Annotated in this window: 19 protein-coding genes; 6 read left to right on the forward strand and 13 right to left on the reverse strand. The window is 75.4% G+C overall.

What is annotated here, in order from left to right; genetic code table 11:
• Positions 1 to 18: 18 nt before the first annotated feature.
• From AC07FJ_RS19990 to AC07FJ_RS20000, 3 genes are all read right to left on the reverse strand, one after another.
• Positions 19 to 954 carry a lipase family protein gene (locus AC07FJ_RS19990; RefSeq protein ID WP_479050632.1) on the reverse strand — a complete coding sequence of 312 codons (936 nt, stop codon included), beginning with the start codon at positions 952 to 954 and terminating at the stop codon, positions 19 to 21.
• 146 nt (positions 955 to 1100) lie between these two features.
• Positions 1101 to 2192 (reverse strand): ABC-2 transporter permease, encoded by a 1092-nt coding sequence (locus tag AC07FJ_RS19995; RefSeq protein WP_479050634.1) that lies wholly within the window; start codon positions 2190 to 2192, stop codon positions 1101 to 1103.
• Positions 2193 to 2207: 15 nt separating this feature from the next.
• Positions 2208 to 3380, reverse strand: a complete 1173-nt coding sequence (locus AC07FJ_RS20000; protein WP_479050636.1) for a DUF6777 domain-containing protein — start codon at positions 3378 to 3380, stop codon at positions 2208 to 2210.
• Positions 3381 to 3513: 133 nt separating this feature from the next.
• On the opposite strand from AC07FJ_RS20000, the gene AC07FJ_RS20005 reads away from it, so the two are divergent.
• A complete protein-coding gene (locus AC07FJ_RS20005; RefSeq protein WP_479050638.1) occupies positions 3514 to 4845 on the forward strand; it encodes a streptophobe family protein in 1332 nt (443 codons plus the stop codon).
• Here AC07FJ_RS20005 and AC07FJ_RS20010 read toward each other — a convergent pair.
• Genes AC07FJ_RS20010 through AC07FJ_RS20025 form a run of 4 tightly spaced genes read right to left on the reverse strand, consistent with a single transcriptional unit; the run spans position 4822 to position 9678 of the window.
• A complete protein-coding gene (locus tag AC07FJ_RS20010) occupies positions 4822 to 5829 on the reverse strand; it encodes a serine/threonine-protein kinase (RefSeq protein ID WP_479050640.1) in 1008 nt (335 codons plus the stop codon). The two genes, AC07FJ_RS20005 and AC07FJ_RS20010, sit on opposite strands and share 24 nt — an antisense overlap.
• Entirely contained in the window at positions 5829 to 6686 is an 858-nt protein-coding gene (locus tag AC07FJ_RS20015) for a hypothetical protein (protein WP_479050642.1), read from the reverse strand. Before AC07FJ_RS20015 ends, AC07FJ_RS20010 begins: the two co-directional genes overlap by 1 nt.
• 7 nt (positions 6687 to 6693) lie before the next feature.
• Positions 6694 to 9090, reverse strand: coding sequence for an FHA domain-containing protein (locus AC07FJ_RS20020; RefSeq protein ID WP_479050644.1), 2397 nt, complete (start codon positions 9088 to 9090; stop codon positions 6694 to 6696).
• A 9-nt stretch (positions 9091 to 9099) separates the two neighbouring features.
• Positions 9100 to 9678 (reverse strand): TetR/AcrR family transcriptional regulator, encoded by a 579-nt coding sequence (locus AC07FJ_RS20025; RefSeq protein ID WP_479050646.1) that lies wholly within the window; start codon positions 9676 to 9678, stop codon positions 9100 to 9102.
• A gap of 105 nt (positions 9679 to 9783) precedes the next feature.
• On the opposite strand from AC07FJ_RS20025, the gene AC07FJ_RS20030 reads away from it, so the two are divergent.
• From AC07FJ_RS20030 to AC07FJ_RS20045, 4 genes are all read left to right on the forward strand, one after another.
• Positions 9784 to 10203 (forward strand): nuclear transport factor 2 family protein, encoded by a 420-nt coding sequence (locus AC07FJ_RS20030; RefSeq protein ID WP_479050648.1) that lies wholly within the window; start codon positions 9784 to 9786, stop codon positions 10201 to 10203.
• Positions 10204 to 10293: 90 nt separating this feature from the next.
• Positions 10294 to 11184: an SDR family oxidoreductase gene (locus tag AC07FJ_RS20035; RefSeq protein WP_479050650.1), complete on the forward strand. Its 891-nt coding sequence runs from the start codon at positions 10294 to 10296 to the stop codon at positions 11182 to 11184.
• On the forward strand, positions 11181 to 12443 hold the full coding sequence (locus AC07FJ_RS20040; RefSeq protein WP_479050651.1) for an FUSC family protein: 1263 nt from the start codon (positions 11181 to 11183) through the stop codon (positions 12441 to 12443). The genes AC07FJ_RS20035 and AC07FJ_RS20040 overlap by 4 nt, the downstream gene beginning before the upstream one ends.
• 121 nt (positions 12444 to 12564) lie before the next feature.
• On the forward strand, positions 12565 to 13959 hold the full coding sequence (locus AC07FJ_RS20045; RefSeq protein ID WP_479050653.1) for an NADP-dependent succinic semialdehyde dehydrogenase: 1395 nt from the start codon (positions 12565 to 12567) through the stop codon (positions 13957 to 13959).
• A gap of 5 nt (positions 13960 to 13964) precedes the next feature.
• On the opposite strand, the gene AC07FJ_RS20050 is transcribed toward AC07FJ_RS20045, so the two are convergent.
• Complete coding sequence (locus AC07FJ_RS20050; RefSeq protein ID WP_361425185.1) at positions 13965 to 14948, reverse strand: glutathione S-transferase family protein; 984 nt, start codon at positions 14946 to 14948, stop codon at positions 13965 to 13967.
• Between the two features lie 85 nt (positions 14949 to 15033).
• Positions 15034 to 15888 (reverse strand): MmyB family transcriptional regulator, encoded by an 855-nt coding sequence (locus AC07FJ_RS20055; protein WP_479050655.1) that lies wholly within the window; start codon positions 15886 to 15888, stop codon positions 15034 to 15036.
• Between the two features lie 454 nt (positions 15889 to 16342).
• On the opposite strand from AC07FJ_RS20055, the gene AC07FJ_RS20060 reads away from it, so the two are divergent.
• Positions 16343 to 17356, forward strand: coding sequence for a hypothetical protein (locus AC07FJ_RS20060; RefSeq protein WP_479050657.1), 1014 nt, complete (start codon positions 16343 to 16345; stop codon positions 17354 to 17356).
• A gap of 273 nt (positions 17357 to 17629) precedes the next feature.
• Here AC07FJ_RS20060 and AC07FJ_RS20065 read toward each other — a convergent pair whose 3' ends face one another.
• Genes AC07FJ_RS20065 through AC07FJ_RS20080 form a run of 4 tightly spaced genes read right to left on the reverse strand, consistent with a single transcriptional unit; the run spans position 17630 to position 24674 of the window.
• Positions 17630 to 20938: an SAV_2336 N-terminal domain-related protein gene (locus AC07FJ_RS20065; RefSeq protein WP_479050659.1), complete on the reverse strand. Its 3309-nt coding sequence runs from the start codon at positions 20936 to 20938 to the stop codon at positions 17630 to 17632.
• Between the two features lie 3 nt (positions 20939 to 20941).
• Positions 20942 to 21976 carry an AAA family ATPase gene (locus AC07FJ_RS20070; RefSeq protein WP_479050661.1) on the reverse strand — a complete coding sequence of 345 codons (1035 nt, stop codon included), beginning with the start codon at positions 21974 to 21976 and terminating at the stop codon, positions 20942 to 20944.
• 23 nt (positions 21977 to 21999) lie between these two features.
• Positions 22000 to 24222 (reverse strand): VMAP-C domain-containing protein, encoded by a 2223-nt coding sequence (locus AC07FJ_RS20075; protein WP_479050663.1) that lies wholly within the window; start codon positions 24220 to 24222, stop codon positions 22000 to 22002.
• Positions 24219 to 24674, reverse strand: a complete 456-nt coding sequence (locus tag AC07FJ_RS20080; RefSeq protein WP_479050665.1) for a CU044_2847 family protein — start codon at positions 24672 to 24674, stop codon at positions 24219 to 24221. Before AC07FJ_RS20080 ends, AC07FJ_RS20075 begins: the two co-directional genes overlap by 4 nt.
• Positions 24675 to 24770 lie beyond the last annotated feature (96 nt).

A 24770-nucleotide genomic window follows, 5' to 3' on the forward strand; every position in this document is an offset into this window, starting at 1 on the left:
GTCATATTCACACCCGGTTCACGGGCCCGCAAGGCGGTCGAGGACCTCCTGGCACGCGCCTCTGACCTGCGCGTCCGCCAGGTAGGGGGCGATCCCGTGGTGGTTGGGGCTGTCGTTCACCACCAACAGGTCCGTGATCCGTTCCTGCGGCGCGTACTCGGGGCGCAGCGTGTGGTCCAGGGCCACCAGGTCCCGCAGGTCGGACGCGTTGCGCCAGGCCCGTACGCCGGCGGGCACGGCGGGCGGCGCGGCCAGGTGGTCCTGCACCTCCTTGACGGCCAGCGGGGAGCCGACGGTCACGAAGAGCTCGGTCTCCCGCCGCGTCTCGGCCAGCACCTCGTACGCGACGATGGAGCCGAGGCTGTGGCCGACGACGAGGAGCGGCGCGTCGCCGACCGCGTCGAGCTCGGCGCGCAGCACGTCGCGGATGGCGGGGCCCGCGCCGCCGAAGAAGTAGGCGTGCACGTCCTTGAACGTGTGCTTGACCAGGATCCGGAACACCGCCTTGCGGGCCGGAGCCGGCAGCGGCAGCGCCTCCAGGCCGGGTTCCGGGCCCGGCCCCTGGGCCGGAAGGCCCTCGGCCAGCGTGTCCGCCAGGTACGTCATGTCGCTCAGCCAGCGGCCCAGCGGGTCCCCGGCCTCGCCCGTCCACGGCCCCTCCGGGGCGGCGCCGCCCGACTCGAACCACGATTCCCCGAGCGTGCGCGCCACGAACTCCTCCGGCGCCTCGACGGCCGCCGGGCCCGGCAGCTCCTGGAAGGCCTCGGGCGCCCCGTCCAGCGGATCGGGCTCGGAGTCGGGCAACGGCGTGTCGTACCGCAGGGGCGCCCAGTAGGCCATGCGGGACAGCTCGCCCATGTCGCGGCCGAAGAGCGCCCGGTCCCACTGCGACTTCAGCAGCTCGGCGCGGACCTTGTTGCCGTTGCCGTGGACGTAGATCACCCTGGGTCCCATGGCGGCTCCCGTCCCCCCTGGAGAGGGACTCCCAGTATCCCAGCCGCCCCGGGGGAGTGTCTTGCCGATCTTGCCGGGCAGCCGGTCGTGCCTGGCTGCCTGGCTGCCGGGCTGCCGGAGGCCCTGGGCCGCGGGTGGCGCCGGGCTCAGGCCGCCGCGTGCGCCGCCACCCGGTCGCGGCCGCCCGGGTGGCGGTGGCGCCAGACCCAGAAGACGCCGCAGGACAGCAGCGCCCAGCCGGCCAGCACCGCGAAGGGGAACAGGTGCTGGTGGTCGCCGAAGTACACCGCCGTGTGCTGCGCGTTCACCGAGGCGCCCGGCGGGAGCCAGCGCCCGATGTGGCCCAGCACCGACGGCAGCAGCGGCCAGGACACGGCGCCGCCGGACGACGGGTTGCCCAGCAGGACCATCAGGCCCCAGGTGGGCAGCATCGCCCACCGCCCCATCAGGGCGTTGAACATCGAGAAGACCATGCCCGAGGTGAACATCGTCAGGGCGAGGATCAGCCATGACTCCATGAACGGCAGGTCCAGCGCGCCCAGCAGCCAGTCGGCGGTCGCCGCGATGGCGAAACCGCCCAGTAGCGCGTACGCCGCGGTGAAGGCGATCCGCTCGCCCGGGTTGAGCGCGCGGGCGTGGACGCTCAGCTGGATGGCCCCGACGAAGCCGATGATCACGGCGGCGAGCGAGATGTAGAACAGGGCCAGCCCACGCGGGTCGCCCGGCTGGAGCGGTGTGACGTCCCGCACCCGGACCGGCACGCCCGTCGCCCTGCCGGCCGCCTGACCGGCCTCGGCCAGCACCTGCGCCACGGTCGCGCCCGCCGCCCCGGCCACGTCCAGCTCCACGCCGCGCTGCCGCACCGTCAGGACGGCGAAGACCTCCTGCTCCTCCATGGCCCGCCGGGCCCCGGCCTCATCGGCGTACCGGCGCACGTCCAGCGAGGCGTGGAGGGCCTCGTCCATGCCCGCGAGGAACCGGCGGCCGTGCGGCGCGTCGGCCGGTCCCACGAGCGCGGTCGGGATCTGACGCGGTGTCGGGTTTGCCATGGTGTACGTGTACGAGCCGGCGAAGAGCGCCGCGGCGGCGGCCAGGATCAGCACCAGGACGGAGGCGGGCAGGAAGGGCGACCTCCGGACCGAGGCCCACCGGTCGGCCCGGGTCGGGGGCCTGCCGTGGGCGCCGTGCTCAGGACGTTCCGGGCGCTCTTCCCGTTCCTCGGCTGCGGTCTCGGCCATGGGACGGCGAGGGGGTCAGGCTGCCGGAGGCGGGGGGTCCACCGGCTTCGGCGGCACCTCGGGCGGTGCCTCCGCGGACGACGTGTCGGTGTCGGGGCCCTGCGGGCTCGGGGTCGAGGTGTCGGGCGCGGGCTCCGACGTCGGAGGAGACGGTGCCGAGGGCCCCGGCGACTTGGGCCCCGGCGACTTGGGCTCCGGCGACTTGGGCGAGGCGGGCGGCGACGAGGTGTGGCCGGGGGAGGGCGTCGTGGTCTCGTCGTCCTTGCGGTGCCCCTCCTCGCCCGGCGGGCGCTCGATGTAGCCGCCGTTCCTCACGTCGACGATGACGAACTCCTTCACCACCGAGCGCGACGGCTTGACGACCGCCGTCTTCGACGCGTCGTACCCGGGCCACGGATCGCCGGCGGGGCGGTACGTGCCCCGGCGCACCGGCTCCTGAAGGGGGTTGCCGCAGGCGCAGCGGACCCTCGGCACGCCGTGCGCGTCGACCATGACGGCCGTACCGGCCTGGAGGATCGCCTGGTAGGGGGCGGCCTTGCCGTCGCGGAAGGTGTGGTTGGTGACCCAGGTGTCCTTCGTCAGCCGCATCGGGGTCAGCCCGCGCAGGTACGCCGGGACCGCGGACGGTGCCAGGCGCAGCGCGGAGGCGAAGGCCGCGTTCTTGTCGGGCGCCTCGCCGAGGAAGCGGATCTGGCGTTCCACGTCGCAACTGGCCACGTTCTTGGTGCCGCCGTAGAGGCCGTCCCACGAACCCTCGTACACCGTGGGCGTGTTCTCCCGCGGCGGCGGGGTCGACGGCGCGGGCGGGGTGGTCGGGGGCGCGGTCGGTTCGTCGTCCTCGACCTCCGTGGAGTCGGTGAACGGGTCGGGGCCGGCCGCCGAGGCGTTCTGGAGGGAGATGGTGCCCCCTCCCGCCGTACCGCCGCCGTCCCCGTCCCCGTCGCCGCCGAGGCGCGGCAGGACCACGGCGAGCACCACGGCCAGCACGACCACGCCCGCGAGGACCGCGACCTTGGGGGCGGACCGCCACCAGGGGCCGCCGGCGCCGCCGCGACCACCGCCGCCACCGCCACCACCGCCGTCCCCCGGTGGCTGGGACGCCGGACCGGACAGCGGCCCGGAGGGCGGGCCGGTCGGCGGACCCGACGGAGGGCCGGTGGGGCGATCGGGAGGCGGCTGGGAAGTCACGGTTTTTCCCTTTCTTCCGTTCCGGCTCATTGTGTGTTCCGTACGGGCGGGCCTCGCAAGCCGAGACGGCGGCGCAGCGCCGAACGGCCCCGTCCCGCGGGCGAGGGCCCCGCCGCCCGCTTACCGTGACACCGTGAGTCGTCAGGCCCGTCAGGTCCGCCAGGCCCCCGGGGGCACCCCGCACAGCGGCGCGGGGCGCGCCGCCCGCGACTGGGGCCACGCCCTGCTCGCGGTGGTCGCGGGGGTCGCCGCCATGGCCGTCACGGCCGCGCTCGGCCTCTGGGCCGCGGGCGCCGCCGGACTGCCCGAGGGCGCGTTCCCCAGCGTCGTGGCCGCCGTCGTCGTCATGGCGGCGGGCGGTTCCGTCGGACTCGCCGGAGACGCCGGGGCCTTCGCCGGGACGGACGCCGAACTGACCGCCATGCCGCTCTCGGTGACCCTCGCCGGAGCGCTTGCCACCGGCGCCGTCTTCCTGCGGCCCCTGCGCCACCACGCCGTCACCGGCACCGGTGAGCTCCTCGCCCGCATCGCCAGGACGGCCGTCCTCTGGCTGGCGGCGCTCGCCGCACTCACGGCCCTGGCGCGCCACAGCTTCACCCTCGACCCGGGGGACACGGCGGGCGACATCCTCGACTTCCTGGGCGCCACCCCCACGCTCGGCTTCCGCGCCGACCTCGGGCCCACGCTGGGCTTCGGCCTGCTGTGGGTGCTCGGGGTGCTCCTCGCCGCCCTGCTCGTCTCGCGGACGGCCGCGCTGCCCGCCCGGCTCCTGCGCCACCAGGAGGCCGTCCGTCCCGCCGCCTCCGCGATGCTGCTGCTGGTCCTCGCGTACGCCGTGATCGGGCTGGTCGTCGGGCTCGTCGTGGCGGCCACCCGGGGGCACCCCGCCGACACGTTCGCGGTCATCCTCCTCGGGCTGCCGAACGTCGTCTGGCTCGCCCTCGGCGTCGGTATCGGCGGCGCCTGGGACGGCCGGGCGGAAGGGCCCTTCGGGCTGCCGATGCCGCAGGTCCTCGACGCGGTGATGCGCCGCGGGTCGCCCGACGCCACCGTCGACGTGGGCTCACTCGCCGAACAGGACCCGCGCGCCTGGTGGCTCATCCCGGTCGCCGCCGTCCTGCTGCTGGCCGCCGCCTTCGTCATGGCGGTCCGCTCACCGGCCCGCACGCGGCTGTGGCAGCACGCCGTGCACCTGGGCGCCGCCTTCGCGCTCACCATGCTGGTGATCATCCCCGTCACCCGCGTCTCCGCGCGGTACGGCCTGTCGATGATCATCATCGGTGACGTCGACGCCTTCAGCGGCCAGGTCGCGCTGCGGCCCCACCTGTGGACGATGGTCGGCCTCGCCCTGGCCTGGGGCCTGGTCGCGGGCCTTCTCGGCGGACTCCTCGCCTCGCGGGTACGCCGCCGGGGCGAGGTCCAGGTCACGCCCGCGGCGCCGCTACAGGCCCCGGAAGACCGGTAGCGCCCAGCGCGGCGGCTCCGGCGGCCGGCCGGTCTCCGGGGCCGCGACCGGGCGCGCGAGCTCCGGCGCGCGCCGGAGGTGGTCGTCCACCAGCAGCGCCTCCCGCAACTCCGCCACGAACCGCAGGCAGGTGTCGTACCGCTCCTCCGGCGTCTTCGCGAGCGCCTTCGCCATGACCCCGTCCACGGCGGACGGCAGCCCCGGCCGTTCACTCGTCAGCGCGGGCGGCGGGTCGTACTGATGGGCCCACAACAGCGCCATGTCGTCGTCCCGCCGGAACGGGGGCGCGCCCGCCAGCGTCTCGAAGACGACGCACCCCAGGCTGTAGAGGTCGCACCGCCCGTCCACCGGGCGCCCCGAGATCTGCTCCGGCGCCACGTAGTCGAGCGTCCCCACGAACTGGCCGACCGTCGTGAACCCGGTCAGCGACAGCGACTTCTTCGTGAGCCCGAAGTCGGTGAGGTACACGTGCTCGGGGTGGTCGCTGTCCGTGCCCTCCGCGACCAGGACGTTGCCCGGTTTGACGTCCCGGTGCACCAGGTCGTGCGCGTGCGCCGCGTCCAGCGCCGACGCCAGCTGTACGGCGATCCGCGCGGCCTTCTCGGGCGGCAGGGGCCCCTCGCGGTCGAGCAGCGCGCGCAGGTCGTACCCGGCGACGTACCGCATGGCGATGTACAGCACGCCGTCGGTCTCGCCGGCCTCGAACACCGGCACGATGTGCGGGTGGTCGATCGCCGCGGCCGCCCGCGACTCGTGGACGAACCGCTTGCGGAAGGTGTCGTTGCGCGCCAGCTCCGGCGCCAGCAGCTTGAGCGCCACCGGACGGTCCAGCCGCAGGTCGCGGGCGAGGTACACCACGGCCATGCCGCCCCGGCCGATCTCCCGTTCCACCCGGTAGTCCGCGATCCGCGTGCCGGTCAGGCCGGAGGGCCGCCCGGCCGGCAGCTCGGTGCTCCCGGTGCCGCCGCTCCCGCCGCCGCCCATCAGCGCTCACGCCCGGTGCCGGTGCCGCCGCCGTCACCGTCGCCGGGCCACTCCACGACCCGCGTCGGCTCGTGGGCGACGGCCGCCTCGCGCGCCGGCGGTCCGGCCGGCTCCACCGGCTCCACCGGGGCCTCCGGCGCTTCCGGCGCTTCCGGCACCTCCGGCGCAGCGACGACACGCGTGGCCTCCGGCTCGCCGTCCCGGTCACCTTCGGGGCTCGGCGTCCGCCCCGCGCGGGTGGCGTCCGCGGCGTCCGCGGCGCCCGGGGCCCCCGCGGCACCGGTCGTACCGGCCGGGCCCGTCGTACCGGCCGCGCCGGAGCCGTCGGTGGCCCCGGACGACGCGGGGGCCGCGCTCGCCGAGGGGCCCGACGACGCCGCGTACGTGCTCATCCTGCGCCCGTCGCAGTACACCCAGCGCTCGTGCTCGGCGTCGTACAGCCAGAGCGCCTCCCCGTCGACGACCACGCCCGCCCGCAGGCCGCGCGTGCGGCGGCGGAAGTCCTCGCCGTCCGTCCGGCCCGACACGAGCTCCTCCGCCGCCCGCCGGTAACGGCCCAGCGACTCCTCGACCCGGCCGAGCAGGGGCCGCGGATCGGCCGCCCGGCTCGTCGGCTGCCCGGCGGCCGGCGGATCGGCCGGTACGGCGACCAGCAGGCGGCCGTCCACCCAGGCGGTCCAGCCGTTGGAGCACAGGATCCGCCCCCAGTCGCCGACCCGGTCGACCAGCTGCACGGGCAGGAACGGGTCCAGCGGCTCCGTCGGCCGCGCCGCGTCGGGCGCCTCCCAGGCGGGCAGGCCCCCGCGCGGGACGACGTGCGTCGGCCGGAAGTCCGGGCTCGTGGGGTGGGCGACCATGAACCGCCTACTTTCGCATGATCACGGGCTCGTGCCGGCGCAGCAGCCGGGCGACCAGGACCCCGAGGACGAGGCTCAGCACCACCAGCATCCCCACGTCCAGCAGCCACGCGCCCAGGGAGTGCTCGAACAGCGGGTCCGCCGTCTTCTCGCCCGGCACGATCCGCCCGATGCCGATGGTCGACCCCATCGCCCCGAACGCCCACCGGGACGGCACCAGCCACGCCAGCTGCTCGATGACGAGCGAGCCGCTGATCGTCAGCAGCCCGCCGCAGAAGACCACCTGGACGATCGCGAGGAGCACCAGCAGCGGCATGGTGACCTCCTCCTTGCGCACCAGCGCGGACACGAACAGGCCGAGCATCATCGCGGTGAAGGCCAGCAGCGCCACGGCGACCACGATCTCCACGAGCGGCGGCATCAGCACGCCCTCGCCGCGCGGTGCGTTCAGCGGGACGCCGACGAGCGCCACCAGGGTGAGCACCACCGCCTGGACGACCGTGATCGTGCCGAGCACCACCACCTTGGACATCAGGTACGCCGATCTGGAGAGGCCGACGGCTCTCTCCCGGCGGTAGATGGTGCGTTCCTTGACCAGTTCCCGCACCGCGTTGGCGGCGCCCGTCAGGACCCCGCCGACGCAGAGGATGAGCAGGACGTTCATCGTCGACTCGGGCCCGAGGCGGCCCTCCGACAGGGCCCGGGCCATCGCGCCCATCACGAACGGCAGCGCGATCATGATGGCGAGGAAGGTCCGGTCCGCGCCGAGCGCGGCCGCGTACCGCCGTACGAGCGTGCGCAGCTGGGCGCCCCAGCTCTGCGCCTTCGGCGGCGGCAGCGGCGCGGGCTCCGCCGCTTGGGAGGCCGCGTCCGCGTCCGACGGCTGCGGCGGCGGCCGCATGGCTCCCGCGATGTACCGCTGGTGGTAGAAGGAGCCTTGGTACTGGGCCGCCCAGTCGCGGTCGCGGTCGTTCTCGAACGCCTCGAACGCCTCGGGCCACTGCGCGAACCCGAAGAAGTCGAGCGCGTCCCCGGGTGGCCCGTAGTAGGCGATCCGCCCGCCGGGCGCGAGGACCAGCAGCCGGTCGCACACGTCGAGGCTCAGCACGCTGTGGGTGACGACGATGACCGTGCGGCCGTCGTCGGCGAGCCCGCGCAGCATGTGCATCACCGACCGGTCCATGCCCGGGTCGAGGCCGGAGGTCGGCTCGTCGAGGAAGAGCAGCGACGGCTTCGTCAGCAGCTCCAGCGCGACGCTGACCCGCTTGCGCTGCCCGCCGGAGAGGCTGTGGATCGGCTGCCCCGCCCGCTCCTCCAGGCCCAGCTCGCGGATGACCTCCTCCACGCGCGCCCGCCGCTCGCGCCTCACCGTGTCCTCCGGGAAGCGCAGCTCGGCGGCGTACGACAGGGCGCGGCGCACGGTCAGCTGGAGGTGCAGGATGTCGTCCTGCGGTACGAGCCCGATGCGCTGGCGCAGCTCGGCGTAGTCGCGGTACAGGTCGCGCCCGTCGTACAGGACGGTCCCGTGCTCGGCGGGCCGCTGTCCGGTCAGCGCGTTGAGGAGGGTCGACTTGCCGGCGCCGCTCGGCCCGACGACGGCGAGCAGGGCCTTCTCGCCGACGGGGAAGCTCACCCCGTCGAGGAGCGTCTTGCGGCCGTGGTCGACCGTGACGGAGAGGTCCTGGACGTCGAGCGAGACCTCACCGGTGTCGGTGAACTCCACGAGCCGGTCGCCGATCAGGCAGAACGCCGCGTGCCCGATGCCGACGATGTCGTCGGGCGACACCCGGGCGCGGGTCACCCGCCGCCCGTTGAGGAACGTGCCGTTGTGGCTGCCGGTGTCGTGGATCCAGTAGGTGCCGTCCGGGTGCGCCTCCAGCTCGGCGTGGCGGCGCGAGACCGTCAGGTCGTCGACCACCAGGTCGTTGTCGGCGGCGCGACCGATGCGCAGGGTGCGGGCGGTGGGCAGCGGGCGGACGGAGGTGGGCTGCCGGAAGGTGCCGGTCGCGGCGGGCATCGACACGGAGGACGGCCGGGGCGGGGCCGTCGGCTCCCCGTGTGCCGCCGCGCCCTGTGTGGCCCGCCCGTGCGGGGACAGCACGGCGCACGGCCCTTCGGTGGGGTGCCCGAACCGGATGACGCTGCCGGGCCCCACCTCCCAGGCCCGTACGCGTCCGCCCTCGGTGAAGGTGCCGTTGGTGCTGCCGTCGTCGTGGACGGTCCAGTGGCCGCCGTCGGCGCGCAGGTCCGCGTGGTGCCACGAGATACGGGCATCGGTGAGCACGATGTCGCTGGTGGGGTCGCGCCCGACACGGTAGACCCGGTCCGGGGTGAGGACGGTGCTGTCCCCGTCGATGTCGAGGACCAGCTCGGGTGCGGTGGGCGCGAACGGCCGCTCTCCCATAGGGGAATTTTATCGGTCTGCCCCGGTATGCGCAGATCGGTGGGCCGCCAGCAGCAGCCGCGCCGCCTCGCGCGCCTCGCGAGCGGGCTCGGACGAGCCCATGAGGGCGGCCGTGGTGATCGCGCCCTCGGCGAGGAGCGCGATCTGCGCGCCGGCCGCCGGGGCGGCCCCCGCCTCCGCCACCAGGTCCTCGACCTGCCGCCGGAACGCCTCCTTGTGGGCGCGCGCCGCCCGGGCGACCTCGGGCGAGGAGCCCAGCTCACCGAAGGCGTTGACGAACGCGCAGCCCCGGAAGCCCGGTTCCTCGAACCACCGGCCGAGCCAGTCGAAGACCGCGAGCACCCGCGCGCCCTGCTCGCCGTCCACGCCGTCCACGTATGCCGCGAGCGCGCCCCGCCAGCGGGTGTCGCGCCGCAGCAGGTACGCCTCCACGAGCGTGGCCTTCGAGGGGAAGAGCTGGTACAGCCGTCGCAGGGTCACGCCGGACGCGGAGCGGACGGCGTCCATCCCGACCGCCTGGACGCCCCGGCCGTAGAAGAGCTCCTCGGCCGCGTCGAGGATGCGCTCGCGGGCGGCTTCTTCGTCCATCGCTCCACTCCCCGGGGCGTCCTGGGCCCCTTGTGTGAGAACCATTGTTCTCGTAGGGTACCCAACGAGGTGAGAACGATCGTTCTCACGCGAGAGGAGACCGCCGTGCGTCCGCCCCTGCCGCCGTTCACCGAGGAGTCCGCCCGCCTGAAGGTGCGGCTCGCCGAGGACGCCTGGAACACGCGCGACCCGGAGAAGGTGGCCCTCGCCTACACGCCGGACTCCGAGTGGCGCAACCGCGACCGGTTCCTCCACGGCCGCGAGGAGATCGTCGCCTTCCTGACCGACAAGTGGCGGCGCGAGCTCGGCTACCGGCTCCGCAAGGAGCTCTGGGCCTACACCGACGACCGGATCGCCGTCCGCTTCGAGTACGAGTACCACGACGCCGACGGCCGGTGGTTCCGCGCGTACGGCAACGAGAACTGGGAGTTCGACGGGCAGGGCCTGATGCGCAAGCGCTACGCGAGCGTCAACGAGCTCCCCATCACCGCCGCCGAGCGCCGGATCGCGCACACCCCCGAATAACCCGTCCGGCGTGATTCGGTCCGCCGCTCCTGGGAACGCGAACACCGCGCGTACCCCGCGCCACCGCGACGTTCAGGAGTAAGGACCGACATGACCGATGACCGCCGGCACCCCGACGACCCCGTCACCCGCCACCCCCGGCCCGACTTCCCCGACCAGGAGCAGCCCCACCCCGGGTACACCGAGGCGATGACGCCGCGGCCGGACCACGGCGAGGACTCGTACCGCGGCAGCGGCCAGCTGGCGGACCGGGCCGCCGTCGTCACCGGCGGCGACTCCGGCATCGGCCGGGCCGTCTGCCTGGCGTACGCCCGGGAAGGCGCCGACGTCCTCTTCACCCACCTGCCCGAGGAACTCGACGAGGCCCGCGAGACGACGCGCCTGATCGAGGCGGCCGGGCGCAAGGCCGTCGCCGTGGAGTGCGACATCAGGGACGAGGGCCAGTGCCGCGACCTGATCGACCGCGCCGCCGCCGAGTTCGGCCGCATCGACATCCTGGTGAACAACGCCGCCTTCCAGATGGCCCAGCCCGACGGGATCGAGGCCATCACGACGGAGCAGTTCGACCGGGTGATGAAGACCAACCTCTACGGCATGTTCTGGCTCACCAAGATGGCGCTCCCGCACATCCCCAAGGGCGGCTGCGTCATCAACACCACCTCCGTGCAGGCCTACCAGCCGAGCCCGCCCCTGCTCGACTACGCGATGACCAAGGGCGCCATCGTCAATTTCACGCAGGGGCTCGCCCAGATGCTCGCCCCGCGCGGCATCCGCGTCAACGCCGTGGCGCCCGGCCCCGTCTGGACGCCGCTGATCCCCGCGACCATGCCGGACACCACCGAGTTCGGGAAGCAGGCACCCCTCGGACGCGCGGCCCAGCCCGTCGAGATGGCCCCCGCGTACGTCTTCCTCGCCTCGCCGAACGCGAGCTACATCACCGCGGAGATCGTCAACGCCACCGGGGGCACGCCCCTGCCGTGATACGCCCCGCCGCGAAGAACCGCCATCCGACGACGCGACGAACGGAGCGACGAACAGATCGACGAGCAGAGCGACGAACAGAGCGGTGGGCATGGCGGCGGGCAGGGCGGCGCGTCGGATGGGAGGCGGCCACCGTCGGGCGCTCCGTACGGCGCGCGCTGACCGGCCCCGGACCGGAGCGGGACAAGGCCGTCCAGTCCCTCAAGGCCGCCGGGGCCGCCATCCTCGCCTGGGCGGTGGCCGGCTGGTGGTGGCAGGCCCCGCTCGCCCTGATGGCCCCCTGGACCGCCGTCGCCCTCGTCCAGTCCACCGTCTACCGCTCCCTGCGCACCGGACTCCAGCAGGTGGTCCTCATCGCCGCCGGCACGGTCCTGGCCGCCGCCGCGGTCGGCCTCACCGGCAACACCATGGCGGCGATGGCACTCGCCCTGCCGGTGACCGTGCTGCTCGGCAACTACGGCCGCTTCGGAGACCAGGGCCTCTACGCCTCCACCACCGCGCTCTTCGTGCTCGTCTACGGCTCCTGGAGCGGGACGGACATCCTGCACCGGCTGCTGGAGACGCTCCTCGGCGCGGCCATCGGCATCGCCGTGAACGCCCTGATCCTGCCGCCCGTGCACCTGCGCGACGCGCACCACGCGCTGTGCCGGCTGCCGGGGGACACCGCCGGACTGCTGCGCGCCATGGCCGACGAGATGCGGTCCGGCCACGACCGGAGCCAGGCCGACGAGTGGCACCGCCGCGCCCGCAGGCTCACCGGCCGTCTCGCCGCCCTGCGCGACGCCCGCACCTGGACCCGCGAGAGCTACCGCCTCAACCCCGCGCACCGCATCCGCCGGCTGCCCGGCCCCGCGCTGCCCTCCACCGAGTGGGACGCCGCGTGGGAGCGGGTCGTCGACCACCTGACCTCCCTCACCGCGCTGCTCGCCGAGGCGGCGGGCGAGCGGCCGCGGTTCGCCCCGCCGCCGGACCACGTCCTCGCCGACGTACCGCCGCTGCTGGACGCCCTGGCGGACGCCTGTGAGGCCGACTGCGCCGCCCTCACCCGGGCGGATGAGGCGGATGAGGACGAGGGACCGACCGACGCGGCGCGGGAGCGCCGGCAGGCGCTGGACCGCGCCTGGGAGGCCCACCGTCGGCTCAAGGCCCGGCTCGCCGGGCAGGCCGGACGGGACGACGAGACCGCCACCTCGGTCGGCGGCCTCGCCGCCGAGACCCGCCAGTTGCTGCACGACCTGGAGAACGCACGCGTGACCTGACCCGTGGCCCCTGCCACACCGGCCCCTCCCGCTCGCGTTGCGGCGTACCCCGCCGCGCGGGAGGGTCGGGTCAGCGCCCGCGAGGAAAGCGACCGCGACCGCGAGGAAGAGGAAGAGACCCATGCCCATCGCGACGGTGAACCCCGCCACCGGCGAGACGCTGAAGACCTTCGACGCACTCGACGACGCCGGCATCGACCGGTGCGTGGCCGCCGCCGAGGCGGCCTTCCGCGACTACCGCACCACCTCCTTCGCCGACCGCGCCCGCCTGCTCCGGCGCGCCGCCGACCTCCTCGAGGAGGACCAGGCGGACATCGCGCGCACCCTCACCACCGAGATGGGCAAGCCCATCGGCGCCGCCCGGGCCGAGGCCGCCAAGTGCGTCAAGGCCATGCGCTGGTACGCCGACCACGCCGAGCGCCTCCTCGCCGACGAACACCCGCCCGAGGCGGACGTCCGGGACGCGGGCGCCGCCACCGCCCGCGTCCACTACCGGCCCCTCGGGCCCGTACTGGCCGTCATGCCGTGGAACTTCCCGCTCTGGCAGGTCGTACGGTTCGCCGCGCCCGCCCTCATGGCCGGCAACACCGGCCTCCTGAAGCACGCCTCCAACGTGCCGCAGACCGCCCTCTACCTGGAGGACCTCTTCCGCCGCGCCGGCTACCCGGAGGGCTGCTTCCAGACCCTGCTGATCGGCTCGCGCGCCGTCGAACGCGTCCTGCGCGACCCGCGCGTCGCCGCCGCCACCCTCACCGGCAGCGAACCGGCCGGCCGCTCCGTGGCCTCCATCGCGGGCGACGAGATCAAGAAGACCGTCCTGGAACTCGGCGGCAGCGACCCGTACATCGTGATGCCCTCCGCCGACGTCGAGCGGGCCGCCACCGTCGCCGTCACCGCCCGCGCCCAGAACAACGGCCAGTCCTGCATCGCCGCCAAGCGGTTCATCGTCCACACGGACGTCTACGACGCCTTCGCCGAGCGCTTCACGGCCGGCATGGCGGCGCTCCGCGTCGGCGACCCGATGGACGAGTCCACCGACGTCGGGCCGCTCGCCAGCGAAGCCGGCCGCGACGGCCTGGCGGAGCTCGTCGACGACGCCGTACGCGCCGGGGCCACCGTCCTGTGCGGCGGCGGGCGCCCCGAGGGCCTGGCCAACCGGGGCTGGTTCTACGCCCCGACCGTGCTCACCGACATCACCCCGGAGATGCGCATCCACCAGGAGGAGACCTTCGGCCCCGTCGCCACCCTCTACCGCGCCGCCGACCTCGACGAGGCGGTGCGCCTCGCCAACGACACGTACTTCGGGCTCAGCTCCAACGTCTGGACCCGCGACGAGGAGGAGCTGCGGCGCTTCGTCCGCGACCTGGAGGCGGGCGGCGTGTACGTCAACGGCATGACCGCCTCGCACCCCGCGCTGCCGTTCGGCGGCGTCAAGCGCTCCGGGTACGGCCGCGAGCTGTCCGGCCACGGCATCAAGGAGTTCTGCAACGCCACCACCGTCTGGCAGGCCGCCTGACGCCTCTACAGCGGCTGGACGACCTCGTCCCCGGGCGGCGGCCCCGGCGGCGTGCCGTCGCCGAAGGGCCGGCCGCCCAGCTCCTCGCGGTGGTGCGGGGCGCGCCAGCCGCGCAGGTCCGGCCCGCGCGGGACGATCCGCGTCGGGTTGATGTCCTGGTGGACCTGGTAGTAGTGCCGCTTGATGTGGTCGAAGTCGACCGTGTCGCCGAACCCCGGCGTCTGGAACAGGTCCCGCGCGTACGCCCACAGCACCCGGTCCTCGGTCAGCTTGTTGCGGTTGCACTTGAAGTGGCCGTGGTACACCGCGTCGAACCGCACCAGCGTGGTGAACAGCCGGACGTCCGCCTCCGTGATGGTGTCGCCCACCAGGTACCGCTGCCCGGCCAGGTGCTCCGACACCTGGTCGAGCCGGGCGAACAGCCGGGCGTACGCCGCGTCGTACTTCTCCTGGTGCTTGGCGAAACCCGCCTCGTACACCCCGTTGTTGACGTCCCGGTAGATGCCGTCCATCCGCTCGTCGATCTCGTCGCGCAGCGCCTCCGGGTACAGGTCGGGCGCGCCGGGGCGGTGCAGGGCGCGCCACTCGGTCGCCAGGTCCAGCGTGATGCGCTGGTAGTCGTTGGTCACCAGCGCGCCGCTGTGCGTGTCGACGATCGCCGGGACGCTGACCGGGCCGTCGTACCCCTCCTCCCGCGCCCGGTACGCCTCGCTCAGGAAGCGGATCCCGAGCACCGGGTCGCGGCCGTCCGGGTCCAGGGTGAACCGCCAGCTCCGCTCGTCCTGGACCGGATCCGTCACCCCCAGCGACAGGGCGCCCTCCAGCCCCAGGAGCCGCCGGGCCACCAGGGCGCGACTCGCCCAGGGGCAGGCGCGGCTGACGACCAGCCGGTAGCGGCCGGCCTCGACGCGTCGGCCGTCCCGCCCGTCGGCGGTGATCCGGTCCGTGAAACGGCTCGCGGAACGCGTCCACTCGGCGGATTGCTGCACGGTCGCCCACCCTTCCTCGCCCTGACGGCGTACGCGGGAATACGCGCCGCACGCGAAGGGACGGGTACCCGCGCCGCGCCGCCGGCTACCGCCGCGTCACCCCTGCGGGGCTGGCCCCGTCATCGGGCGCCCGCAGCGCCGGCGCCGGGGTGACGCGGCGCTCACCTGGCTGGAAGTGCAGGATGATCAGGCGGGCGCCCGGCGCGGCCAGCGGCTGCGCGGCGCACAGGGTCACCCAACCGGGGCCGAGCTCGGCGTGGCGCAGGGGCCGCTCGTCGCCGTCCAGCCGGATGCGGCTGCTCGCCGACTCGTAGATCGGCGCGGCCACCGGGTCGGCCAGCACATCGCGCACGATGCCGCGCAGCGTCCGGTTGCCCGGGTCCGCGGCGAGCGCCACCCGCAGCTGCGGCAGCACCATCGGCGCCCACGCCTTCTCCCAGTCCGCCAGCACGGTCCGGGCCTTCGGCTCGACCGCCATCCACCGCATGGTGTTGGCGGGGACCTCGCGCCGGGGGAACAGCGCTGCCATGAGGGCGTTGTGGGCGACCATGTTCCACGACCGGTCGCTGATGTACGCCATGTGGGAGAAGCCGTCCAGCACCGTCTGCCACACGCCCGGGATCTCCTCGCCGGAGCGGGAGTCGAGCGGATGCGGCGGGTCCTGGCCGAGGGCGTACCGCCACAGCGCGACCCACTCCTGCTCGGTCATGTCGAACAGCCGGGCCACGTCGTGCAGCAGGCCCACCGGCGGGTTGGCGTAACGGCCCGACTCCAGCCGTCCGTACGTGTCCGGCGCGCGGTGCAGGAGCTGGTCGATCTGCGCCTGGGACAGGCCCGGGGCACGCCGTCCCTGCCGGGTCGGGCGGGACAGCCCGTGGCTCTCCGGTTTGATCATCGCGCGGCGCTCGCGCAGCAGGCAGCGCAGTGCCACCTTGTCCATGCGGTTCTTCCCCCAAGGTTCCCGACGTTCCTGGTCAGCCTGTACGAAGCGGGGCGGTCCGGTCACCGCGTCCCGGGCACGGGCGGTGGCCGGAAACGGGGTCGGCCCGCTGAGGGCACGGCGTACGGGCTGGTGCATGGGGTGTGTCCGTTCATGGGCATACGGTGGTTCTGCGGCTCGGCGAAGGCCCGCGCCCGCGCGGCGGGAGCGGGGAGGGGCGCACGGGTACGCTGACCCGTCGAACGCCGACGATCAAGCGCCTGGGGAGTGCGTACCTGCGCACGGCGCACACACGCAGCCGCAGCGGGCCGTCACAGGGGCCCTCGACGGGGGCAGGGGGACACGGGTGGGAGAAAGATCCGGGCACGGACACGGGCACGGGGCCGGGGGCGCGGGCGGGCGGGGGAGCGGGCGCACGAGCCGGTCCGGGGGCGGGTCCGGGGACGGGGGCGCGGTGGCGGCCGGGGCGACGGTGCTGTCGGCCGCCGCCAGGGAGCTGTACGCCCGCGTCACCCGCGGGGAGCGGGTGGAGGAGGCGGACGCCGACGCGCTGCGGGAGTTGACCGACTGGCGGCTGGTCGCCGTCGACCCGGAGGGCGCGCGGGCGCCGATCGCCCTGGACCCGCAGGAGGCGGGCCGCAGGCTCCTCGACGACGAGCTGCGCGCCATGGCCCTGCGGGCGGCGCGGATGGCCGAGATACCCGGTCTCGCCGACGACCTCGGCGTCCACTTCGAGCGCGCCAAGTGGCGCTCCGGCTCCAGCAGCGAGTTCCTCGCGGAACCGGAGCAGATGGACGCCCGCATCGCGCAGGCCATCGGCCGCGCCGAGACCGAACTGCTGATCGCCCGGCCCTGCGGCCCGCACAGCCCCGAGCTCGTCGAGAGCACCATGGCCCGCGAGTCCCTCGCGCTCGCCCGCGGTGTGCGCGTGCACACGCTGTACCACGACAGCGAGCGCGACGATCCGCAGACCCGCGCGTGGGTGACCGCCATGACCGCGAAGGGGGCGCGGTTCCGCACCCTCGCCGCCCCTTTCCAGCAGTGCGTCGTCGTCGACCGCCGCCAGGCCTTCATCCCCGACCACGTCGACAACTGCAGCCCCAGCCACGCGGCCTGGCACGTCGGTGACCGGGCTCTGGTCGCCTTCCTCGCGGAGGGCTTCACCGACGCCTGGCGCCGTGCCGACGTCTGGCACGGCGACCCCGGGGGAGCGGACGCCGAGGACGGGGGTACGGGCGGGGGGCTCACCCCGCGCCGGCGCGAGATCCTGAACGACACGGCCGCCGGCATCGACCAGCGCATCACCGCCCGCCGCCTGGGCATCGGCCTGCGCACCCTCAGCAAGGAGCTCGGACACCTCCGGGACCGCTGGGGCGTGCCGACGCTCGCCGCCCTCGCCTACCAGTGGGCCCTCTCCGACGAGCGTCGGCGGACGTGCCGCGAAGACGGCCGCCGTTCCGGGTCGTGATCGCTTTTTCACCGAAGAACCGTCAGAAGAAATATCCGCGGACGTACGGCATCCTGAGCGGGGTCGGCCGGGCCGCCCGCACTGGGGCGTCACCGGTCCGCGACAGCCGCTATTACGGGGGGCGTTACCCGCGCCTCATGCCGGAACCGGGCAGCGCAGGGCACGGGCAGCGTGCCCTGCCGGGCATCGCGTGGGTACCGCAAGGTCGCTGCCAGGGCCTTGGCGGAACGCAGAGAGAGCCCCTCGTCTCGTTACACCCCCCGTGATAGGGCGTCACCCCTCCACACTCCCCGGGGTCTCCCGCGCGTCCCCCGGCTCCGGCTCGAACCACACCTCCTCGGGCCACGAGGCGTGCGCGAGGCGCCCGCCGTCCGGTACGTCATGGGGAGCGGGCAGCCCCACCCGGCGCGTGCGCAGCGTGACGCGCGTGGGGATGTACTCCAGGAACGACCGGGCGAACCACGGGTGCACCTCGTTGCGCGTGGCGAGCAGCAGGTGGATCCCGAGCCGCCCGCCCGTCCGCGCCACCCGCAGCAGCACGCTGCTCAGCTCCGGCTGCCGGGGCAGGATCTCCGTCACCTCGTCGACCGCGACCACCAGCCGCGGCAGGGCGGGCATCCCCGGCTCGGCACTCCGCCGCGCCTCGTACGCCGCGATGTCCGGGCACTCCGCCGACGCCAGCGCGCCCTCCCGCAGCCCCAGCTCGGCGACGAGCCGCTCCCGCAGGTCCAGCGCCCGGGACGGCACGCCGGACAGCCGCAGGGCGGCGCCGCTCATCGCCCGGTCGGCGTACCGCTCGAGGCCGCTGCGGCCGGTGAAGTCGGCGAGCAGCAGGCGCAGGCCGTCCGCCGGGTTGCGCCCGGTCAGCTGGCGCAGCACGGTGTCGAGGAACTCCCGGCGGCCCACGTCCAGGGCGCCCTGGCAGAGCATGTGCGGGCCGCTGCCGCCTGACTCGGGGCCGGCCAGGTCCACCCGTACCGGCCGGCCCGTGGCGCCCCGGCCGAGCACGACGCGCAGCCGGTGCCGCTGCGAGCCCCCGCGGTGGGCGATGTCGTTCAGGGTGTGCAGGACCTCCTCGGCGGTCGGGCGCCGCTCGGGCGCGGGGTCGACGCAGTCGAGCAGGGCCTCGGCGAGCCGCGCGCCGGCGATCGGCTCCGCCTCCCGCCCGCCCTCGCGCCGGGCGCCCGCCCATTCACCGGAGGCGGCCGCGAGCAGGATGGCGCCCATCGCGTAGACATCGGAGGCCGGGGTCGGCGCCACCGCCGGGTCCGCCAACTCGGGTGCCCGGTAGGGCTGCTCCCGCGCGAACACCTTCCGGTGCCTGCTCGGCCGGTCCGCCACGGTGGCGGTCAGCCAGCCGGTGATCCGCACCTCGCGGCCGGCGATCAGCACGTTCCCCGGCACCAGCGAGCCATGGACCAGGCCCTTGCGATGGGCCCGGACCAGGCCGTTCGCGAACTGGCGGGCGATGGCCAGCAGGCCGTCCTCGTGCAGGGGCCCGTAGCGGCTCACGAACCGCCGCAGGCCCGGCGCCGGACCGGGCTCCTCCTCGTCGTCCCGGGCGCACTCGACGGCCACCCAGGGGTGGACCGCACCGACGTCGTGGGCGAGCAGCCGGGGCGCGTGGACGCCGGCCATCCGGTTCAGCGCGACGACCTCCCGGGCGACCAGGTCGGTACCGCGCAGCGCGGGTCCCTCGATGCGCCGGATGACCACGGGGGTGCCGTCGCCGTCGAGCGCGAGGTACAGCCCGAGGCCCGTCCACCCCCGCCGGTGCTCGGCGAAGACCGTGTACGGCAGCTCGTGGGCCCCGGTGAAACGCGGGTCACCGGGGCGTACGGCCGCCCAGTCCGATCCGGTCAGGCGCAGCGGTACGTCCGGCCGGTCCCACGGCCCCTCGGGACCGGCGGTCGGCGGGGCCGGCGGCGCGGGGACGGCCACCGTCCCGTTCGCCGGGGCGGGCGCCGCGACACCGAGCCGGCGCATCACCCGCTCGTCCACCCAGCCGAAGGGACGCGGGCCGTCCACGGCCACCCGCTCCGGCCCCTCCGGGTGCGGCAGCCAGGCGGGGAAGTCGGGGGACGCCCCGGCCAGTCGGGCCAGCCGGGCCGTCACCGCCCTGGTGGTCCGCACCAGTTCGGCGGGTGGGACGGTGCCGAGCAGGATCCGGCGCGTGTCCTCGCGGAAGTCGAACTCACGGTGGTGCGGCAGGCCGTGCGCCCCCCGCTCGTCCCGGTGCATGAGCCCGCCGAGGAAGACCTCCGCCAGGTGGCTCGTGTCCACCGCCGGGGACATGGCGCCCTGCACCAGCCGCATCACCGGAACCGGCAGCGGCGCCACCGCCGCCAGGTGCGCGGCCAGCCGGTACGCCTCCGGGGACGCCGCCTCCCGGAACCGCAGCACCGCCTCGGGAGTACCTTCCCCACCCGCGCGTACGGGCGTGCCGTCGGCCCCCGGCGGCGTGGCCCCGGCGTCCGTCCCCGGGCGGGCCAGCAGCGGCAGGACGGCACTGCCCCCGGGTGATCCGATCAGCGCCGCCCAGGCGCCGACCGACGCGGGCGTCGCCTCCAGCACCGGCACCGGGATCCCGTCGAACGGGGCCAGTTCGGGCGGCAGCACCGGATCCGCGACCTGCCAGGAGCCGCCCGCCGCGCCCCGGCGGCGCGTGGTGACCTTCCACCGCTCGGCGCGGATGCCCGAGCCGCCCCACAGCCGCGGCGGCAGCACCTGGAGCACCGCGGCCGGGCCGGTGGCCGCCGCCCGCTCCAGCGCGGCGTGCATCCGGCCGTCGCGCCACGCCGCGCCCACGCCGTCGCTCACCACGAGCAGCAGCGTGTTCCCGGACGGGTCGCCGACGGTGGACAGCGACAGCGTGGCGGGCCCGTCGCCGAAGGGGCGGTGGCGCAGCCGCGGGCCGCCCGGGCTCCGGCTGTCCAGCCCGAAGACGCGGATGTCCCGGAACGCCCCGCTGCGCTCCATCAGCACCCGTACCTCGGCCGCCAGCCGCTGCCACAGCAGCATGGACACGCCGTCGTCGACGAGCATCACCAGGTCGAGCCAGCGCGTCACGGCCGGCCGGACCACCGCGTCCGGCAGCCCCGTCTCGGCCATCACGGCGACCGTGGCCGGCACGTCCAGCTCCCACCGCAGCGCGTCCGGGCGCCGGTGCCGCAGCGGCCGCAGCGCCCGGCCCAGCCGCAACTCGGCACCGCCCAGCGCCTTCTCGCCCGGAGCGCGTACCGGCATCGCCGGGACCTCGGCGGCGGAGCGCTCCCGCCGCGCCGCCGGAACGGGCGCGGCGTGCAGGGTCCCGGACCCGCCCGGCGGCGCATCGGACGGCTCCGACGGCCCGGGAGCCTCCGGCGGCTCGCCCGAAGGGCCGGGCCGGTCCGTGCCCGGGTCCCGGGGCTCCGGGCCGTGCGGGGGTTCAGCGGGGGACGCCGGCCCGGCCGCGCCGGGGAGCGGACCCGCGGACGCCGCCGCCGACGGCAGCCGCGTCGCCAGCCACAGCGCGTCCAGCAGCTCCTCGGCCGACAGCTCCGCCCCGCAGTCCGCCAGGACGTCCCGCACCCGCTCCAGCACCGGTCACACCGTCCCGCCGAGCCGGTGGAGCACGGCGTCCAGCAGCCCGTCGGCGTCGAGGTCCACACCGCCCCGGCGCAGGAAGACCGCGTTGAGCAGCTGGTCGGTGGCGAGTTCGCCGCGGGCCCGGCGGGCGAGGAAGGCGCGCATGAGGTCGTCGACGCCGTCCAGCCCGCCGCCGCCGTCCCCGGCACCCGCCGCGTCCAGGTGCGCCCGGACGATCGCGCGCAGCCGCTCCTCGTCGGGCTCCGGCAGGTCCAGCCGTACGCAGCGGCGCAGGAAGGCGGGCGGGAAGTCCCGCTCGCCGTTGCTGGTGATGACGACGACGGGGAACTCCGCGCAGCACACCCGGCCCCGTACGACCTCGGTCCAGGAGTGCGGATCGGCCGTCATCACCCGTACCCGGGCCTGTTCCTCGGGGAGCCGGGCCAGCTCGGGGATCTCGAACTCGCCCTCCTCGAAGACGTTCAGCAGGTCGTTGGGCAGGTCGACGTCGCCCTTGTCGAGCTCGTCGACGAGCAGGACCCGCGGCCGTTCCGACGGCACGAGCGCCGTGCCGAGCGGGCCGAGGCGCACGTACGAGCCGATGCCGGGGTCCTCGTCCGGCGCGCCGTCCCCGTCGAGGTCGCGGTCGCGCCGCAGGTTCGTCTCGCGCAGCCGGCCGATCGCGTCGTACCGGTAGAGCGCGTCCTGCAGCGTCGTACGGCTGTTGACCGGCCAGTGCAGGACGCGCCCGAGCGACAGCTCGTGGGAGAGGGCGTGCGCCAGCGAGGACTTGCCCGTGCCGGGCTGCCCGGTGACCAGCAGCGGCCGCCGCAGCAGCAGGGCGGCGTTGACCACGTCCGCCTCGGCCGGACCGATCAGGTACGGGCGCGGGCGGCGCGGCCCGCCGTCCGCCGAGCCCCTGAACCGCCGCCACGGGGGCGCCTCGGGGAACACGGGCGTACGGGGCCGCCCGTCGCCCCGGAACAGCCGCCACGCCCCGGCGTCGCCGCCGTCACCGTCTTCGCGTCCCGCGTCGGGACCGTTCACCGTCATCAGTCGTTCGCTTCCGTTCCGTGTCACGAGGGGTCGAGCAGTTCGAGGGAGTCCGGCACCGGCAGCCCGTCGTCCTCCCAGACCAGCGCGGGCCGCGCCGCCGAGGCGACCGAGGAGCCGAAGACCCCTTCCCGGAACTCCCGCACCCGCTCCGGCAGCTGGTGCAGTGGCCCGGCGGGCGCGAGCGCGTCGAGCCGGGCCGCGTCCTCGTGGCCGTCCGCCTCGCGGTCCCAGAGCACCACCGGCACGCCCAGCGCCAGGCACAGGTCCAGCAGCCGGTCCCGCTCCTCGCGCGGCCCGTGCAGCACCACCCCGGCGACGTCCTTGTGGCTCGTCTCCAGCCGCTGGTACAGCTGCTGCAGCGTCGCCGAGGTCTCGTCGACGACCAGCACGCCGGGGTGCCCGGCCGCCCAGCGGCGGCGCATCTCGGCGTCGCGGCGCGGGGAGCGGCGGCTCATCTCCGGGCAGCGCAATGCCACCTGGTACTTGGCGCCGAGCGCCAGCCGCAGGCCCCCGAGGTCGGGGAAGAGGTCACCGAGGGCGTTGCCCGTGTCCCAGCCGTCGACCGGCAGTTGCAGCCCGTCGCGCCCCACGACGACGTCCACCCGCGTGACGGGGTACGGGTCGTCGCCCTGGCCGCCCTCCGCCGCCTCGCGCACCAGGCGGCCGATCTCCTCCGGGGCGCACGCGCCCTCCGGCGCCGCGACGGTCGACGCCGTCCCGTCCTGGCGCACCAGGCCCACCCGGCACCGGTAGCGGCCCGCGCCGCCCGGGTGTTCCGCAGCCGAGCTCTCGGGGGTCAGCCGGAGCACGATCCGGCTGACCGGCGACGAGCGGTGCGCGGCCCAGCCCGCCGCGTCGGCGCGGCGCTCCGCCAGGGCGACCGGGCTGATGCCGAGCCGCTGCGCGACCCGGTCGCACCAGCCGTGCAGGGAGCCGCCGGTCTCCCGGTCCGGCGCCGCCGACGCCACGAACGCGGCGAGCCTCAGCAGCGCCGGCACCGGTGGCGCGCCCCCGTCGGGCGCCGGGCCGTCCGGGTACCCCTCCAGGCTCAGCACCACGGCGTCGAGGGCGGCCTCCGTCAGCCGGCCCGAGGCCGCCAGCGGCTCCGGCAGCACCATGTAGCGCAGGGCCTCCCGGGCGGCGCGCGGCACCAGCGTGGCGTCGGCGGCGGTGACCCGGCGCAGGTCCTCCAGCAGGCCGCGGTGTTCCCCGACGGACAGCAGCCGGACGTTCTCCTCCAGCCGCCCCAGCGCGAGCAGGCTGTCGAGCGCCTCACGGTCGGCCGGGCCGCGGACCGCGGGCGCCAGCGACTCGGTGAGCGTCGCCAGGGCCCGCTCCTCGGTGGCCAGGAACTCCGCCAGCTCCTCGATCGTGGGCGCCGCGCGCTCCTCGGGCGGCGGCACCGGGCGGCCCAGCCCGGCCGCCAGCGTCCGGGCGTGGTCCGCGCGCCGCCCGGGATCGTCCAGCAGCGCCCGCAGCACGGGAGCGAGCCCCGCCGCCGCACGCGCCACCTCCGGTCCGGCAGACCACGGGCCCCGGTCGGCGGGACCCGCGACGGCGCACTCGTCGAGGACGTCGGCCGCCCCGGCGCGGGCCAGCTCCTCGCGCACCGCCTGCCAGGGCACCGCCCAGCTGCGCCGTACGGCCTGCTGGGCCCGTAACGGCTGGGTCTCGTCGGGCATGAGGTGCGCCACCACGAGACCGGCGACCGAGGAGGCGTCCCGCGTCCACAGCGGACCGCCGCTGTAGCCCGGCCCGATGGCCGCCCCCGACAGGCGCCCGTCGAGGTAGCCGTACCGGCCCTCCTTCAGGCGGACGACGATGTCCGCGAAGGTGATGGCCTCACCGCCGCCGTGCCAGGCCCGCAGTTCCTGGCCCTCCTCCATGTCCCGCCACACCACGGGCCGCAGCCAGGACGGCGCAGGCTCGTCGAGGTCCAGGACGGCGAGGTCGCCCTCCCACTCCAGCGCCGAGGGCCGCCGCTGCGGGGGCACCCACACGGATACGGTCGCGGTGCGGTGGCCCGTCGCGCCGGAGCCGCGGAAGGCGACGGTGAGCGGCCCGGCGGAGGCCGGGCGCTCGGCGGCGTACAGGTCCTTGCCGAGCGCGTCGTTGACCACATGGGCGCAGGTCAGGACGCGGCGGGGGGAGAGGAGCGCGGCGGCGCCCGCGGCCTTGGCGCTGCCCTCGTACAGCAGGGAGACGCGGGTGCCGGCGGCGGCCGGCCGGCGGAACCACGTCATCCGTGCCGGTCCTGCGGGTGCTGAGGGTGTTGCGGGTGGCGCGGGTGCTCGGCTCCGGCGGGCAGTCCGGCACCGTGCTGCCAGGTCGCCGACACCGTCATCGTCGCGTTCCCGTTGGCGCCGACGATGCCCAGCTTGAGGTCCTGCCCGATCTGGACGCCGAACTCCACCGTCAGCTCCTGGGGCGGGTTCGGCGCGCTCACCACCGCCGTGTGCACCTCTTCGAGGAGCGGGCCCAGCGGACGCAGCGCCGTGCGCAGGGCGTCGACCGCGAGCGCGGCCGTGCGGCCCCCGCCGCGGGCCACGGGCGTGGCGGTGCCGAACCCACCGGGGAGGTCCGGCCCGTCACCCGGTTCCGGGGCCGGGCCGCCGCCGGCCGGCGGTGTTCCGGTGTCGGACAGCTCCACCCGCAGTGCGGCACCGGCGAGATCGAGTTCTGCGTATTCGGGCATGCCGCCATTGTGTCCGATCATGGACGCGGGCTGGTCGGGGTTTCCGCAAGCACGCGCAACTCCGCTACAAAACCAGCCAGTTCCGGTACGCCGCTG

The sequence above is a fragment of the Streptomyces sp. NPDC045998 genome, assembly GCF_056430285.1.

Bases quoted from the DNA above. Each gene is read 5' to 3' on its own strand.
- AC07FJ_RS19990 (WP_479050632.1), bottom strand. From the start codon at position 954: ATGGGACCCAGGGTGATCTACGTCCACGGCAACGGCAACAAGGTCCGC.
- AC07FJ_RS19995 (WP_479050634.1), bottom strand. From the start codon at position 2,192: ATGGCCGAGACCGCAGCCGAGGAACGGGAAGAGCGCCCGGAACGTCCT.
- AC07FJ_RS20010 (WP_479050640.1), bottom strand. From the start codon at position 5,829: ATGGGCGGCGGCGGGAGCGGCGGCACCGGGAGCACCGAGCTGCCGGCC.
- AC07FJ_RS20015 (WP_479050642.1), bottom strand. From the start codon at position 6,686: ATGGTCGCCCACCCCACGAGCCCGGACTTCCGGCCGACGCACGTCGTC.
- AC07FJ_RS20020 (WP_479050644.1), bottom strand. From the start codon at position 9,090: ATGGGAGAGCGGCCGTTCGCGCCCACCGCACCCGAGCTGGTCCTCGAC.
- AC07FJ_RS20025 (WP_479050646.1), bottom strand. From the start codon at position 9,678: ATGGACGAAGAAGCCGCCCGCGAGCGCATCCTCGACGCGGCCGAGGAG.
- AC07FJ_RS20035 (WP_479050650.1), top strand. From the start codon at position 10,294: ATGACCGATGACCGCCGGCACCCCGACGACCCCGTCACCCGCCACCCC.
- AC07FJ_RS20045 (WP_479050653.1), top strand. From the start codon at position 12,565: ATGCCCATCGCGACGGTGAACCCCGCCACCGGCGAGACGCTGAAGACC.
- AC07FJ_RS20055 (WP_479050655.1), bottom strand. From the start codon at position 15,888: ATGGACAAGGTGGCACTGCGCTGCCTGCTGCGCGAGCGCCGCGCGATG.
- AC07FJ_RS20070 (WP_479050661.1), bottom strand. From the start codon at position 21,976: ATGACGGTGAACGGTCCCGACGCGGGACGCGAAGACGGTGACGGCGGC.
- AC07FJ_RS20075 (WP_479050663.1), bottom strand. From the start codon at position 24,222: ATGACGTGGTTCCGCCGGCCGGCCGCCGCCGGCACCCGCGTCTCCCTG.
- AC07FJ_RS20080 (WP_479050665.1), bottom strand. From the start codon at position 24,674: ATGCCCGAATACGCAGAACTCGATCTCGCCGGTGCCGCACTGCGGGTG.